Source organism: Parasphingomonas halimpatiens (assembly GCF_036663795.1).
Lineage (GTDB): Bacteria > Pseudomonadota > Alphaproteobacteria > Sphingomonadales > Sphingomonadaceae > Sphingomonas.
In genome coordinates this window covers 83,132-98,958 of the sequence record NZ_JAXOJP010000008.1, presented here as the reverse complement: position 1 = coordinate 98,958, position 15,827 = coordinate 83,132, and the positions used below count along the sequence as shown (strand labels likewise).

The 15,827-nt window shown below is 66.8% G+C and carries 8 protein-coding genes and 1 pseudogene; 4 read left to right on the top strand and 5 right to left on the bottom strand.

The window, feature by feature from the left end:
- Window positions 1–29: 29 nt before the first annotated feature.
- From U1839_RS10785 to U1839_RS10775, 3 genes are all read left to right on the top strand, one after another.
- Window positions 30–1,370, top strand: a complete 1,341-nt coding sequence (locus tag U1839_RS10785) for a spinster family MFS transporter (RefSeq protein WP_332803640.1) — start codon at window positions 30–32, stop codon at window positions 1,368–1,370.
- On the top strand, window positions 1,370–2,230 hold the full coding sequence (purU, locus tag U1839_RS10780; RefSeq protein WP_332803639.1) for a formyltetrahydrofolate deformylase: 861 nt from the start codon (window positions 1,370–1,372) through the stop codon (window positions 2,228–2,230). Before U1839_RS10785 ends, purU begins: the two co-directional genes overlap by 1 nt.
- A gap of 147 nt (window positions 2,231–2,377) precedes the next feature.
- Window positions 2,378–3,532 carry a DUF3089 domain-containing protein gene (locus tag U1839_RS10775; protein WP_332803638.1) on the top strand — a complete coding sequence of 385 codons (1,155 nt, stop codon included), beginning with the start codon at window positions 2,378–2,380 and terminating at the stop codon, window positions 3,530–3,532.
- Window positions 3,533–3,647: 115 nt separating this feature from the next.
- Here the strand turns inward: U1839_RS10775 and U1839_RS10770 are convergent, their stop codons facing one another.
- Entirely contained in the window at window positions 3,648–6,143 is a 2,496-nt protein-coding gene (locus tag U1839_RS10770; protein ID WP_332803637.1) for a TonB-dependent receptor, read from the bottom strand.
- Window positions 6,144–6,303: 160 nt separating this feature from the next.
- The gene (locus U1839_RS10765) at window positions 6,304–8,301 is read right to left on the bottom strand and encodes a tetratricopeptide repeat-containing sulfotransferase family protein (RefSeq protein ID WP_332803636.1); all 1,998 of its coding nucleotides are present in this window, start codon (window positions 8,299–8,301) and stop codon (window positions 6,304–6,306) included.
- Between the two features lie 145 nt (window positions 8,302–8,446).
- Here U1839_RS10765 and U1839_RS10760 point away from each other — a divergent pair, with 145 nt between their 5' ends.
- Window positions 8,447–10,516 (top strand): CocE/NonD family hydrolase, encoded by a 2,070-nt coding sequence (locus U1839_RS10760; RefSeq protein WP_332803635.1) that lies wholly within the window; start codon window positions 8,447–8,449, stop codon window positions 10,514–10,516.
- Between the two features lie 147 nt (window positions 10,517–10,663).
- Here the strand turns inward: U1839_RS10760 and cysN are convergent.
- The 3 genes and pseudogenes from cysN to U1839_RS10745 form a co-directional block, all read right to left on the bottom strand.
- Window positions 10,664–12,571: pseudogene (gene cysN / locus U1839_RS10755) on the bottom strand (sulfate adenylyltransferase subunit CysN).
- A 125-nt stretch (window positions 12,572–12,696) separates the two neighbouring features.
- Window positions 12,697–13,632: a sulfate adenylyltransferase subunit CysD gene (gene cysD / locus U1839_RS10750; RefSeq protein ID WP_332803634.1), complete on the bottom strand. Its 936-nt coding sequence runs from the start codon at window positions 13,630–13,632 to the stop codon at window positions 12,697–12,699.
- A 126-nt stretch (window positions 13,633–13,758) separates the two neighbouring features.
- Complete coding sequence (locus tag U1839_RS10745) at window positions 13,759–15,813, bottom strand: M13 family metallopeptidase (protein WP_332803633.1); 2,055 nt, start codon at window positions 15,811–15,813, stop codon at window positions 13,759–13,761.
- Window positions 15,814–15,827: the final 14 nt, after the last annotated feature.

Below are 15,827 nucleotides of genomic sequence, written 5' to 3'. Positions count from 1 at the left end.
AGGATAACAATGCCGAGGGGGGCCCAAGCATGACACCGACCACACCGCGTCTCGAATCGACCCGCTGGTATGTCGTGCTGGTGCTCGGGCTGGTCTATGCGCTCAACATTGCCGACCGCTATGTCGTTTCGACCGTGCTCGAGCCGATCAGGCTGGAGTTCCACCTGTCCGATACCGGCGTCGGCTGGCTGACCGGCGTGTCGCTGGCGTTTTTCTACATCTTTGTCGGCATCCCGATCTCGCAACTCGCCGACCGCTCGAACCGCCGCAACATCGTCGCGGTGGCGATGGGGTTGTGGTCGGCGATGACCGCGCTGCTCGGGCTGACGCAGAATTTCTGGCAGTTCCTGCTGGTGCGGATCGGCGTCGGCGTCGGCGAGGCCGGCGGCACGCCGCCCTCGACCTCGATCATCGCCGATTACTTCCCGCGCGAGCGCCGCGCCTTCGCGCTGACCGTCTATGCGCTCGGCCTGCCGCTTGGCGCGTGGCTCGGCTCGAACGTGGCGGGCAAGGTGGTCGATCACTTCCACAGCTGGCGCGCCGCCTTCATCGCGCTCGGGCTTCCCGGCGTCGTCTTCGGACTGATCATCTTCCTGACGGTGCGCGAGCCGGTGCGCGGGCGCTTCGAGAAGATCGACGCCAGCGAGACGCCGCAGGCGCCGCTCGGCGACACGCTGCGCTTCCTGTGGTCGCAGCGCTCGGCGTGGCACATCAACGCCGCGGGCACCGTCATCTGCCTGTGGGGCTGGGGCCTGATGTACTGGACGCAGACCTTTCTCGAACGAACCTACGGCCTGACGACATCGGAGGCCGGCGCGCGGCTCGGCACGATCTATCTGTGGGCCGGGATCGCCGCGACGCTGGCGACGGGCGCGATCTGCGCCATGCCGCAGATGCGCGAACCGCGCCGCATCGCCTGGTTCCTCGCCGGCATCACCTTCTGCTCCACGATCCCGTCGTTCATCATCTACTGGACGCACTCGCTGGCGGTGGCGACGGCGATGCTGTGGATCGTGGTGCCGGCGATCTACCTCTATGTCGGCCCGACCATGGCGCTGCTGCTCAACTTCCTGCCCGCCTCGATGCGCGCGCAGGGCATGGCGATCAGCCTGCTCACCGCCAATGTCGCCAATTTGATTATCGCGCCGATCGCGGTCGGTTGGATCAGCGACACGCTCGCCGGGCCGCTGCACAGCAATGCGGAATCGCTGCGTTACGCCTTGCTGGCGCTGTCGCTGACCGGCTTCTGGGCGGCGTATCATTACTGGACCAGCGTGCGGACCTATGCCGAGGACGACCAGCGCATCCACCTTATCGGCGCCTCGGCCTCAGGCCCTGCCCCCTATCCCCAGCCCTACCCGGAGACTTGATGTCAGCGCAGCCCTTCATCCTTGCCCTGTCGTGTCAGGACCAGCCCGGCATCGTCGCCGCGGTCTCGGCGCATATCCTGGCGTGCGGCGGCAACATCACCGATTCAGGCCAGTATAACGACGCCGAGCTCGGCGGCTTCTTCATGCGCACCGCCTTCGCCATCCCGGCGGAAGCCGACGCCGCGCAGATGCGGGCAGGCTTCGATGCGCTGGCGGCACGCTATGGCATGGCGCTGACGCTGCGCCCCGCCGATGCGCGGCAGAAGGTGCTGATCCTCGTCTCGAAGTTCGACCATTGTCTCGTCGACCTGCTCTATCGCCGGCGGATCGGCGAGCTCGATATGGACGTGGTCGGGATCGTCTCGAACCATCCGCGCGACGCGTTCGGCCCGCTCGACCTGGGCGACATCCCCTTTCACCATCTGCCCGTGACGGCGGCGACCAAGGCGGCGCAGGAGGCGCGGATCTGGGACATCCACCAGGCGGCGGGCACCGACCTCGTCGTGCTGGCGCGCTACATGCAGATCCTGTCGGACGATCTCGCCGCCAAATTCGCCGATCGCTGCATCAACATCCATCACAGCTTCCTGCCCGGCTTCAAGGGCGCCAAGCCCTATCATCAGGCGCATGCGCGCGGCGTGAAGTTGATCGGCGCGACGGCGCATTATGTGACCGGCGACCTCGACGAGGGCCCGATCATCGAACAGGATGTCGAGCGGATCAGCCATGCCGACACCGCCGAGGACCTGGTCCGCAAGGGCCGCGATATCGAACGCCGCGTGCTGTCGCGCGCCGTGGCGCTCCACCTCAGCGGCCGCGTGCTGGCGAACGGCGCGCGCACCGTCGTGTTCCGGGATTGAAGGTGTGGTTCTTCTTCCCTTAGCCCCTCCCCTTTAGGGGAGGGGTTGGGGGTGGGGCCGTGCCGCAAGCGAGGCGTTTGGGGAGAGGCCCCACCCCAACCCCTCCCCTAAAGGGGAGTGGCTTAGAATGATCGTGGAGACCGACCCATGCCCCTATTCCTCCTCGCCGGCGCCGCCGCCACAACACCCGCACCGGCGATCGACTATCGCCGGCCCGACACCTGGCTGTGCCGGCCGGGCCGCGTCGATGTCTGCGCCGGCGACATGGCCGCGACGATCGTCTCGCCCGACGGGACAATGCGCGCGGAACCGCCGCGCCCCAGGGCCGCGCCGAAAGTCGATTGCTTCTACGCCTATCCGACCACCTCGATGGACCCGACGCCGCACAGCGACATGACTCCCGATAAATCCGAATTGGGCATGGCGGCGTCGCAGGCCGGGCCGCTGCGCGATGTGTGCCGGATCTTCGCGCCGGTCTATCGCCAGGTCACGCTGCCCGCGCTGCGCGTCGCGATGGGCAAGGGCATGCGGCTGCCGGCGTCCGAATTCGACCTGCCCTATGCCGATATCCGCGCCGCGTTCCGCGACTATCTCGCGCATGACAATCGCGGGCGGCCATTCGTGCTGATCGGTCACAGCCAGGGCTCGGTGATGCTCAAGCGGCTGGTGATGGAAGAGATCGACGGCAAGCCGGTGCAGCACCGGCTGCTCTCGGCGATCCTGCCCGGCGTCTCGGTGATGGTCCCGCACGGCAAGGGCATTGGCGGCGACCTGAAAGCGACCCCGCTGTGCCGCGCCGCGACGCAGACCGGGTGCGTCGTGAGCTGGGTAAGTTATCGCGACGGCAACCCGCCGCCGGCCAATGCGCTGTTCGGTCGCGCCGCCCCGACCAGCACGCCCGGCGCGGGCCTCGAAGCGGGCTGCACCAATCCGGCGAAGCTGGACGGCGGCGCAGCACCTTTGGACCCGATCCTCGGCTTTCCGTGGTGGCGCGGCGGCGTCGCGCAGTTCGCCCGGCCGGCGGCGTGGACGGCAAAGGGCGTGCCGGTGCCGACACGCTTCGTCCGTATGCCGGGCCTGCTATCGGGCGAATGCGTGACGCGGGGCGGGTTCAGCTATCTCTCGGTAAGCGTCACGCCCGGCGCCGCGACCGACCTCAACGGCGCGGTGGCCGGCGCGGCGACAATCGGCGACGCCGACTATCCCGACTGGGGCTTTCATGTCGTCGACCTGGCGATCGTGGAGGGCAACCTGATCGGGCTGGTTAGGCGGCAGGGCGAGGCTTGGTACCAGCAACGCTAGCGCGGGGCTGTGGCAGGCGCAGCGCAGACTTCGAGCTGTGGCCAAAAAAAGCAAGGGCCCCTCCCCGTCAGGGGAAGGGCCCGAGTTCAGTCAATCGCGTTGACGCGATCCGCCGTCAGAACTTGACCTTCGCGCGAATGCCGATGGTGCGCGGGCGGGCGAGGGTGATGCGGTCGCCGGCCTGATAGATCTTGTAATAGGTTGCCCGGCCGACATTGGTGACCTTGACGCCGTCGAACAGGTTGTTGCCGTAGACGCCGATCTCGAACTTGCCGATGTCATAGGCCAGCGAGGCGCTGACATTGTTGGTCGCGGGGATCACGGCATAGCTCGAACTCGCCCCGGTCTTGGTCAAGACGCCGCCGACGATGGTCGTCGCGAAGTTGTTGAAGGTCGTATATTGCTCCGACTGGTACTGGTAGCTGAGCTGCGCATGCACGCTGCCCGACCCGACATTGCGATCGTAGAACACCGCCGCCGATGCCGTCCAGGCAGGGAAATAGGGCGTGCGGTCGCCGTCGAACGCGCCGACCGTCGGGATGTCGCCCTTGGCTTTCGAGCTGTTGTACGATGCGCTGCCGACCAGCGTCACCTCGGGGCTGGCCTTGACCATCGTCTCGAGCTCGACGCCCTTGCTGGTGATCTTGCCCTTGTTGTCGGTGAAGAAATAGGAGCAATCGAGCCGCAGCCGCGTCTGCACGTCGGACCAGTTGATGTAATAGGCGCTGGCATTGAGCGTTACGCGGCCGCCGGCGAGCTTGGCCTTTTCACCGATCGTATAGTTCCACAGCTTGTCCGGCCCGAAGGTCAGCGGCGCGGCGGAATAACCATAGGCGGCGAGGTTGGTCGTGCACTGGCCGGCGATCCCGGTCGAGCCGAGCGGCACGGGCTGGTTGGCGCCGCCATAACGGAAGCCCTTGGCCGCCTCGGCATAGACCATGAAGTTGTCATCGACGTGAACGCTGATGTTGGCGCGCGGGTTGACTCCGTTGGACTTGAGCGTTGCCCGCGTTTCGAGCGGGACATGGTTGACCACGCCATAAACGCCGCCTTCGTACAGGTAATAGCTTTCCTTGAAGTTGAAGTAGCGCAGGCCGGCGGTGAGATCGACCATGCCTAGATGCAGCGTGCCATCGGCATAAAGCGCGAACTGATGCTCGTTGGTGTCCTGCAGCCCCGAGAAGATGTCGTTCGACTGGAAGGCACCATCGACCAGCTTTGAATCGTACTTGCCAGTCGGTGTGGCATAGGTCGTAGGCGTACACGGCGCTGTCGGACTGGAGTAGTTGGGCACGCAGTTCTGGTAAGACAGCGTGTCGAAGCCCGGCGTCGGGATGTCCTGGCGCAGATGGCGGGTCTGCTGCTCGTAAAAGGCACCGACGGTCCATTTGAACGGGCCGCCATCCTTCCCGACGAGCCGGATCTCGCCCATATAATCCTTCAGCTTCTGGTCGATCTGGTAGAGCTCGGCCGGAATCTTGTTGGTGATCGCCTGGTTGTAGCTCGCAGGTAGCTGAAACAGCGGATAGGTGGTGCTGCTGACCGGCCGGCCGCTATGAACGTCTTCAAAGAAATAGCCGATCTGCGGCTCGGGGCTGGCGTCGAAGCCGATCGCGCGATCGGTATAAGCGCCGCTGGCGATGATGTTGGCAAAGCCGGCGTCATAATCGAAGCCCAGCGTGTAGAGCCGGAAGCGATCGTCGGTGCCCTCGGGGCCGTTGCTCGACACGGTATAGGGCGCGAGGCCGCTCAGCCCCTGGTTGAGGCCGCGCGCGACGCTGCGTTCATAGGTGAAGCTGGCGTCGACGATGAGTTCGCTGACCGGCTTCCAGCGCACCGCGACACGACCCTGTGCGGTGTTGTTGCTGTTGGCGTTCTGCGTGTTGCGCAGGCCGATATTGTCGATGTAGCCGCCATCGCGACCGATATAGACATTGGCGCGCACCGCCAGCGTGTCGGACACGATCGGCAGGTTGATCATGCCGCGCAGATTGTAGCTCGCCGCGCCATGCTCGGTCGTCGCGGCGCCCACCTCGGCGGTGCCGAAGGTCGAGGTCAGGCTGGGCTTAGCGGTGACGAAACGCACCGTGCCGGCCATCGAACCGGCGCCGTACAGCGTGCCCTGCGGGCCGCGCAGGATCTCGACGCGCTCGAGATCATAGACCTTGAGGTCAGGAGTCTGGCCCTGCACCGAGATCGGCGTGTCGTCGAGATAGACCGCGACGAGCGTGCGATCCGACGTGTCCGACGAGGCATAGCCGCCAGTCGACAGGCCGCGCATGTTGAACTTGTTATAGCCCGGCGCACCTTCGGTAATCGACAGCGAGGGGGTGAACTTGGCGAGGTCGGACAAATTGCCCTGGCCCGACTTGGTGATCTGGTCGACATTCACCACCGACACCGCGATCGGCACCTTCTGGAGCGATTCGGCGCCCGAGCGGCTGGCGGTGACGACGACGTCGGCGAGCTGATTGTCGGCGGCGGGCGGTGGCGGCGTGGTCTGCGCCATGGCCGGGGTCATTGCGGCGACACTGGCGCCCGAAGCGAGCAGCAGCGCGAGCAACCGAACCCGACGACCAACCTGGTTCGCATCATCATGTGACTTCGTCATTACGTCCCCCCATTAAAACCACGCTCCCTCGGCCCCGCGCCGGCCCTTGTTCCGGGCTTCTGCAGCGATGGGACCTTCGGGCGTTTCCCGATTGACGCGAAGGTCACCCGATTCCGACCAGCCGGGAAGCAAAATTATCGGATGGGGGCATGCAATATAGTCATCGATCTGAAACGTCGATGCCCTGCGATGGCGTGGCCAGTGCCCTTTCGAGCGGCGCCAGCCAGGGCGCGAAGTGGCGCCACTGATCGAGACCGTCGCGGAAGATCGGCCGGCGCACCTGCTCCGAACTCGGCGTCCGCACGGCGCGCGCGGCGGTGTGAAAGGTCAGGCAGGCCGGCTCGAAGGCGAGCTCGACATGGTCGAGCAAGCGGCGCGTTTCGCCTTCGGCATCTTCGACCAGCGCCTCGTAGGAGACACGCAGCACGCGGCCCGGCAGCACGCGGTCGACATGCGCCATCAGCGCGACATAGTCGGCATAATAGCGGCCGAGATCGGCAAGATCATAGCTATAGGCCTGGCCGCGCGCGAAATTCTGCTTGAACAGCGACACGCAGCAGGCGCGCGGATCGCGCCGGACATCGATGATCCGCGCGTTGGGCAGCATCAAATGGATCAACCCGACATGCAGGAAATTGCCGGGAAACTTGTCGACGAAAAAGGCCCGGCGCTGGCGGCGATGGATCGCCGCCCGGTCGAGATACTCGGCGCCGGCGGCGGCGAAGTCGGCCAGCGGAAGCTCGGCCAGCACTTCCGGATAAGGTCGTTCGCGTCCGCGGCGTGGCGCCAGCGCGCGGGCGATCGCGGTGACATAGGGGAGTTCGGAGGCGCCCTCGACCGCGCTGTGGCTGGCGAGAATTTGCTCGACCAAGGTCGAGCCCGAGCGCGGCATGCCGAGCACGAAGATCGGATCGGGCGCCGTCACCCCCGCACCGGCGCGTGCGGCGAAGAGGGGCGCGTCGAAGGTCGCGATCGTCCGCCGGATGAAGTTGCCATGCGCATCGGCATCGTGTGGGGCGAGCGCGCGGCGGGCTTCGTTGGCGCGGCGATAATGCGCGAAGGAATCAGCGTATTGCCGCTCGTCCTCCAGCGCCTTGCCGAGCGCGAAATGCAGGCAGGCGCGATCTTCCGGCGGCGGGTCGCCCGCGAGCGCTGCCTGCATCGACGCGATATCGTCCGCAGCAAAGCGCCAGGTCTTGAGGTTGGCGAGGCTCCACCACGGCTCGCCGAAAGCGGGCGCAAGCGTCAGCGCATGACGATAGGCGGCGACCGCCTCCGCTTGCCGGCCGACCGCGCGCAGGGCGTGGCCATGGCTGTGCCACAAGGCGGCATTGTCGGGGTCGAGCTTCAACGCGGCGGCATAATCGTCGATCGCCGGCGCTTCCTGCCCGATCTGCAGGCGGATCGCGGCGCGCAGCGCGTGATGGGCGGCGACACCGGGGTCGGATGCGAGCAGCGGCGCGATCGTCTCATGCGCTGCACTGCCGCGATCGAGCAGATGGAGCGCGGCGGCGAGATGATAACGCGCCGGGGCGAAGGCGGGCGCCGCCGCGACGGTGCGCGTGAGCAGCGCGGCGGCCGCTTCGGGGCGATCCAGCCGGAGGGCGAGATCGGCCAGCAGGCGCGTCGCCGCGACATCGTTGCGATCGAGCCCGAAGCGATCGCCGAGCGCGGTTGCGGCGGCGGGATCTTCCGTATCGAACCACCGCGCCGCAACCTCGGCCAGTGCGGGGTCCCCTGCCCCGGCAGCCAGCGCTTGACGATGCGCCGTCACCGCGCGCTCGTCCTGGCCGAGCGTCGCATGCTGATCGGCGAGCGCATGCCACGCCAGCCAGGCGCGCGGATTGGCGTGTGTCGCACGCTCCAGCGCCGCGACCGCCGCGACGCCATCGCCGCGCGCGGCGAGCGCCATGCCATGCTCATAATGGAGACCCCAGGCCGATGGGTGCGCGGCGGCAAGCGGCGCCAGCACTGCCAGCGCCTCATCCAGGCGACCGGCGCGGCGCAGCGCCGCGCCGAGAATGAACGATGCTTCGAGCGAGTTGGGCGCGTGACCGACGATCTGGCGGGCGCGCTCGGCCGCCGCCGCCGGATCGATGCGCAGCAAACGCCGCGCCTCCGCCGTTGCCGCCGCTATGTCGAAAGAAGCCCCTGCCATGTTCGCGGTCATAGCTGCGCCGGCGGCGTTTTGCATGCTGCCCGCGCGCGGCACGGCGAAATGCGATGGCGGGATGGCAAAAAGGCATTGGCGGCGGGATAAGCGGGTCCGCACGCTGGCTTCCGCCACGAAAAGAGGAGTGATCATGCCGGGTTCGCGCCGCGATTTTCTTGCCGCCGCCGTCACGGGCGTCGCGCTGGGCCATGGTACGGTCGCGCGGGCCGGGGCGGCGCCGGGCTGGGCGTTGCCGGCCAAGCAAGGGGTGAAGCGCGTCGACGTGGTGCGCATCGCGATGCGCGACGGGGTCGAACTGTGCGGGCGACTGTGGCTGCCGGCCGATGCGGACAGCAAGCCGGCGCCGGTCGTGCTCGAATATATCCCCTACCGCACGCGCGATGCGTACAGCGCGGCCGACGATGTTTGGGGCGACACGCTGGCCAGCCACGGCATCGGCTTTGCGCGGATCGACATTCGCGGCTCCGGGGATTCGGGTGGATTGCTGCGCGACGAATATCTGGCGAGCGAACAGGACGATGCGGTCGAGATCATCGCCTGGCTGGCGCGCCAGCCCTGGTCCAACGGCGCGGTCGGCATGCGCGGCATTTCATGGGGCGGCTTTTCGACGCTGCAGACAGCGATGCGCCGGCCGCCGGCGCTCAAGGCGATCATGCCGATGGCCTGTTCGGATCGCCGCTACACCGACGATGCGCATTATGTCGGCGGGTGCCTGGGCCTGACCAATTTCAAATGGGGCGCGAACTTCAAGGGCGTGATGGCCGCGCCGCCCGACCCCGCGATCGCCGGGCCGGGCTGGGAAAAGATGTGGCGCGAGCGGCTCGAGGCATCACCGCCGATCATCGCGCGCTGGACCGGGCACCAGCGCGAGGACGAATATTGGCGGCACGGCTCGCTGCGCTTCGATTATGGCGCGATTCGATGCCCGACCTATGTCGTGGGCGGCTGGGCCGACGCCTATGTCCATTCGGTGCCGCGGCTGCTCGAAGGGCTGACCTGCCCGCGCAAGGCGTTGGTCGGGCCATGGGGCCACACCTATGCCTGGCTGGGCGGGCCGGGGCCGGCGCTCGACTGGGCCTATGAGGAAATCCGCTGGTGGTCGCACTGGCTGCTTGGGCAGGCCACCGGCATCATGGACGAGCCGATACTGCGCTTTTACCTGCCGAGCGCGACGCCGGCACAGTCGGCGCCGGGCGAGACTCCGGGACGATGGGCGGCGGAAAGCGCCTGGCCGACGCGCAACGTGCGCACGCGCTCCTTTCACCTGACCGATGCCGGGCTGTCGCCCGTGCCGGGGCCGGCGACGATCCGCCGGCACAAGTCGAATAATGCCGTCGGGCTCGCGACGCCCGAATGGGTGCCGTTCGGGCAGCAGGAAATGCCCGGCGACCAGCAAGCCGACGACCGCCTCTCGCTGAGCTATGACCTGCCCGCACTGGAGGCGGATGCAGAGCTGCTCGGGGTGCCGGTGGCGCGGCTGCGCCTGGCGGCGGACAAGCCGGTGGCGCAGGTCGCGGTGCGGCTGTGCAAGGTGCTGCCCGATGGGCGGTCGTGGCGGCTGGCATACGGCCTGCTCAACCTGACGCACCGCGACGGGCACGATGCGCCGAAGCCGCTGGTGCCGCGCATGGCCTATGATGTGACGATTCCGCTCGGCTTCATCGCGCAGCAGCTGAAGGCGGGTGAGCGGTTGCGGCTGGCGATTTCCGAAGGACTGTGGCCGCTGGTGTGGCCGTCGCCCGACGGGCCGACGCTGACGCTGCACGCCGCCGAGAGCCAGCTCGACCTGCCGATGCGCGTGGCGCCGGCGGTCGAGCCGACCATGCCGATCACCAGCGTGCCGATCGCCCCCGACAAGGGCGATGTCGTGGTGACAACGACCAACGAGCATGGCGCGATGACGGTGACGGGCAGCTGGCCCGACAAGCCGCGCAGCTGCGCTAATGGAACGGTGCTATCTGGCTATGGTCCCAACACGGTGGCGCGGATCACCGCCGGTGCACCGAACAGCGGGACCTGGTCGGGCAAGCGCGTGAGCCGCTATCGCCGTGGCGACTGGCATTGCGAGTTGCATATCGACTTTATGGTGCGATCGACGAAGACGCGGTTCGAGGTGACGGAATCGATCACCGCCTTCAAGGACGGCACGCAGATCTTCACGCGTGCGACGACGCGGTCGATAAAGCGCGATCTGGTTTGAAGGGGGCTGTGTACAGCCCGGATCATTCTCTTAAGCCCCTCCCCTTCAGGGGAGGGGTTGGGGGTGGGGCCGTGCCGCAAGCCCGGCGCTCGTGGAGAGGCCCCACCCCAACCCCTCCCCTGAAGGGGAGGGGCTTTAGGTGCCGCCTCAATCCCCCAGGAACAAGCGGTCGACGATCAGCGCCGCCGCCTGTTCCGGCGTCATCGCGGTGGTGTCGATGCGGATGTCGGGGTTGGCCGGCGCTTCATAGGGTGAATCGATCCCGGTGAAGTTCTTGAGCTTGCCCTGGCGCGCCTTGGCGTAGAGCCCCTTGACGTCGCGCCGCTCGGCCTCGGCCAGCGGCGTGTCGATATGGATCTCGATGAACTCGCCCGGCGCCATCATCGCGCGCACCATGTCGCGCTCGGCGCGGAACGGCGAGATGAAGGCAGTGATGACGATCAGCCCGGCATCGGTCATCAGCTTGGCGACCTCGCCGACGCGGCGGATATTCTCGACGCGGTCGGCATCGGTAAAGCCGAGATCGCGGTTGAGGCCGTGGCGGACATTGTCGCCGTCGAGCAGGAAGGTGTGGCGGTTCATCAGCACCAGCCGCTTCTCGACGAGATTGGCGATGGTCGACTTGCCCGCGCCCGACAGGCCGGTGAACCACAACACCGCGGGCTTCTGGTTTTTGAGATCGGCATGCTCTTCGCGGCTGACGTCGAGCGCCTGCCAATGGACGTTCTGTGCGCGGCGTAGCGAGAAGTTGAGCATGCCCGCCGCGACGGTCGCGTTGGTCAGCTTGTCGACGAGGATGAAGCCGCCGAGCGTGCGATTGTCGGCATAGGGCTCGAACACCAGCGGCTTGTCGGTGCGAGCGTCGCCACGCCGATGCCGTTGAGATCGAGCGTCTTGGCGGCAAGCTGCTCCATGGTGTTGACGTTGATCTGGTATTTGGGCGGCTGTATCGTCGCGGTGGCGCGCTGCGTGGCGAGCTTGAGCCAATAGGGCCGGCCGGGAAGCAGCGGCTCGTCGGCCATCCACACCAAAGTCGCCTCGAACTGGTCGGCGACCTGCGGCGGCGCCTCGGCGGCGGCAATGACATCGCCGCGGCTGCAATCCACCTCGTCGGCGAGCGTCAGCGTCACTGCCTGCCCGACCACGGCGACGTCGAGATCACCGCCCGCAGTGACGATCCGCGCGACGCTGGACGTGCGGCCCGAGGGCAGCACGCGGATCGCATCGCCAGGCCGCACCATGCCGCTGGCGACCAGCCCGGCAAAGCCGCGGAAATCGAGATCGGGCCGGTTGACCCATTGCACCGGCAGGCGGAATGGTCGCGCAGCGTCAGCCTCGGCATCGACGGTGACCTGTTCGAGATGCTCGATCAGCGTCGGGCCGCTATACCACGGCATATGCTCGCTCGGCGTCGCGACATTGTCGCCCTTGAAGCCCGAGATCGGCAGCGCGAGGAAATCGGTGATGCCGAGATCGCTGGCAAAGGCGCGATAGGCCAGGCGGATACGGTCGAATACGCCCTTGTCGTAACCGACCAGATCCATCTTGTTCACCGCCAGCACGATGTGGCGGATGCCGAGCAGATGCGCGAGGAAGGTGTGGCGCCGCGTCTGCGTCAGCACGCCCTTGCGCGCATCGACCAGGATCACGGCGAGGTCGGCGGTCGAGGCGCCGGTGACCATGTTACGGGTGTACTGCTCGTGGCCCGGCGTGTCGGCGACGATGAACTTGCGCTTCTCGGTCGCGAAGAAGCGATAGGCGACGTCGATCGTGATGCCCTGCTCACGCTCGGCGGCGAGGCCGTCGACGAGCAGCGCGAAGTCGATTTCCTGCCCCATGCGTGCCGATGCGCTTGCTGTCGGCCTCGAGCGCCGACAGCTGATCCTCGAAGATCATCTTCGAATCGTACAGCAACCGCCCGATCAGCGTCGACTTGCCGTCATCGACCGAACCGCAGGTGATGAAACGCAGCAGCGTCTTGTCGCGATGCGCGGCGAGATAGGCGTCGATGTCCGACGCGATCAACGCATCGGTCTGGTAGATGGTGTCCGTCATGCGCCGACACGCTCCGCGTCTCCGCGTCTCCGCGTGAAAAAGAAAATTGGTTCGCGCGGAGGCGCGGAGGCGCGGAGGCGCGGAGGCGCGGAGAAGAAGAAGAAGAAGAAGAAGAAGAGCAAACATCAAAAATACCCTTCCTGCTTCTTCTTCTCCATGCTCGCCGCCTGGTCGTGATCGATCGCCCTGCCCTGCCGTTCCGAGGTGGTGGTGAGCAGCATTTCCTGGATGATCCCGGACAGCGTGTCTGCCTCGCTCTCGACCGCGCCGGTCAGCGGGTAGCAACCGAGCGTGCGGAAGCGGATCGAGCGCTCGACCGGGGTCTCGCCGTCGCGCAAGCGAAAGCGCTCGTCGTCGACCATCAGCAGCATGCCGTCGCGCTCGACCGTAGGGCGCTTCGCGGCGAAATAAAGCGGGACGATCGGGATCGCCTCGGCCTGGATATATTGCCAGATGTCGAGCTCGGTCCAGTTCGAGATCGGGAAGACGCGGATGCTCTCGCCCGGCGCCTTCATCGCATTGTAGAGGTTCCACAGTTCGGGCCGCTGGTTCTTCGGGTCCCAGCGGTGCGAGACGCTGCGGAAGGAGAAGACACGCTCCTTGGCGCGGCTCTTCTCCTCGTCGCGCCGTGCGCCGCCGAACGCCGCGTCGAAGCCATATTTGTCGAGCGCCTGTTTGAGCCCCTCGGTCTTCCACATGTCGGTGTGCAGCGCCGAGCCATGGTCGAACGGGTTGATGCCGCGCGCCTCGGCTTCGGGGTTGCGATAGACCAGCAGATCCATCCCCGCCTCACGCGCCATGCGGTCGCGCAATTCGTACATCGCCTTGAACTTCCACGTCGTGTCGACATGCAGGAGTGGGAAGGGCGGCGGCGCGGGATAAAACGCCTTGCGCGCGAGATGCAGCATCACCGCGCTGTCCTTGCCGACCGAATAGAGCATCACCGGACGCTCCGCCTCGGCGACGACCTCGCGCATGATATGGATGCTCTCCGCCTCGAGCCGGTCGAGATGGGTGAGGCGCGGGCGCGTCGGGCGGGGGTCGGGTGCGTTAGCTGTCATGGGGCCGATCGGTAGAATTTATGGCCCCATGCCATGCGCGCGGCAATCCGCGCCGCAAGGAAATGTCATGCGGCGCAAAGCTCGCTTTGGCCGCCGCGCGCATCGCGGCGCGCGGCGGCCGGCACTTCACCAGATATGGACGCGCGCGGTCGGCGCCAGATAGAGCTTCTGCCCCGGCTTCACCGCGAACGCCTGATACCAGGCATCGAGGTTGCGCACCGTCTGCACGCGCCACATCGCCGGCGCGTGGACATCGGTCGCGATGCGGCCGCGCAGCGACTTGTCGCGCATCTTGGTGCGCCAGCTCTGCGCAAAGGCGAGGAAGAAACGCTGATCGCCGGTCAGCCCGTCGATCACCGGCGCCGGACGCCCGCCGAGCGAGGCGTGATAAGCCTCATAGGCGGCGGTCAGCCCGGCGACATCGGCGATGTTCTCACCCAGTTCCTGCGTGCCGTTGAGATGCAGGCCAGGCAGCGCTTCGTACGCGTCATATTGCGCGACCAGTGCCTTACCCGCATCGTCGAAATGCTTGAAATCGCTCTTGGTCCACCAATTGTGCAGCCGCCCGGTCGAATCGAAATCGGCGCCGAGATTGTCGAAGCTGTGGCTCACCTCATGGCCGATCACCGCGCCGATCGCGCCGTAATTGGCCGCCGCGTCGAACTTCGCGTCGAAATAGGGCGTTTCGAGGATCGCGGCGGGGAAGTTGAGCGCATTCTGCACCGGCAGATTGACCGCGTTGACGGTCTGCGGCGTCATCCACCATTCGCGGCGATCGACGGGCTTGCCGATCTTGCCGATCTGGTGGCGATATTCGAACAGCCGCGCACGCTGCAGATTGCCGACCGGATCGTCGGCCTTGACCGCCAGCGAGGCATAATTGCGCCACGTCTCGGGGTAACCGACCCCGACGATCAGCACCTTGAGCTTGCGCCGCGCCTCGGCCTTGGTCGCCGGGGCGAGCCATGGCAGGCCGGTGAGGCGGTGGTCGAACGCCGCGACGATGTTCTTCACCATGCCCTGGATTTCGAGCTTGGACGAGGCGGGGAAATATTTGCCGGCGTAGATCTTGCCGACTGCGTCGCCGAGCGCGCCGTTGACGGCGGCGATCGCGCGCTTGTCGCGCGGCTGCTGTTGCGGCGTGCCGTTGAGCGTGTGGCCGTAGAAATCGAACGACGCAGCGTCGATCGCCTTGGGCAGCGCCGCGGTCACCTGGTTGATGGTGTGGAAGGCGAGCCAGTCCTGCCAGCTCCGCAACGGCTCGCTGGCGACCAGTGCCGACAGGCCGATGATCGCCTCGGGCTGCCATAGGGTGAACTGCTGCTGGCGCGGCAGGCCGGCGGCGGTCCAATAAGCGTTCCAGTCGATCCCCGGCGCCTTGGCGGCGAACTGGCCGCGCGACCAGCTCTGCGCCTTGTGCGCATCCTGGCTGGCGACGATGTCGTAATGCGCGCGGGCGATCTTCATCTCGAGCGCGACGATGCGGTCGGCGCGGGCGCCCGCGTCGCTGACGCCGGCGAGCGTGAGCAGCTTCTCGACATAGCCGCGATAGGCGGTGCGCAGCTCGACCATGTCGGGTTTGTCGGAGGTGTAGTAATCACGATCGGGCAGCCCGAGCCCGCCCTGCATCAGGTACGGCACCGTTACGGTCGGATGGTTGAGATCCTGCGTGACGAACAGGCCGAACAGATTCTCGGTGTGGAAGTTGCTGGCATTGAGCGGATCGGTATCGGCGCGCATCGATGCGCCGAGTGCTGCCGACAGCGCGGCCTTGTCGTGGATCGCGGCAATGACCGAGAGTTGGCCGGCGAGCGGCGCCATGCCACGCGCCTCGATCCCGGCGGTGTCGGTGAAGGCGTCATAATAATCGGCGATACGGCGCGGGTCGCTGCCCGGGGCGCCCTTGCCCTCGGCTGCGCCCTTGATGATCACGGCGTTGCGGCCCTCGGCGACCTTGAACACGTCATAGCCGACGCCGACGCTCGACCGGTCGGCGGGGATTTCGGTGCGCGCCGCCCAGACCCCGCTGGCATAGCCGTTGAAATCGTCGCCCGGCTTGAGCGCGCGATCGACCAGCGCCGGATCGACGCCGGAAAGCTTGCGCGCGGACGGCCCGGCGACCGACGCCTGGGTGGTGAGCGCAGTGGCGAGCAACAAAGTGAGCAGCAGCGGACGCTTCATGAAGGGAGCCTCTC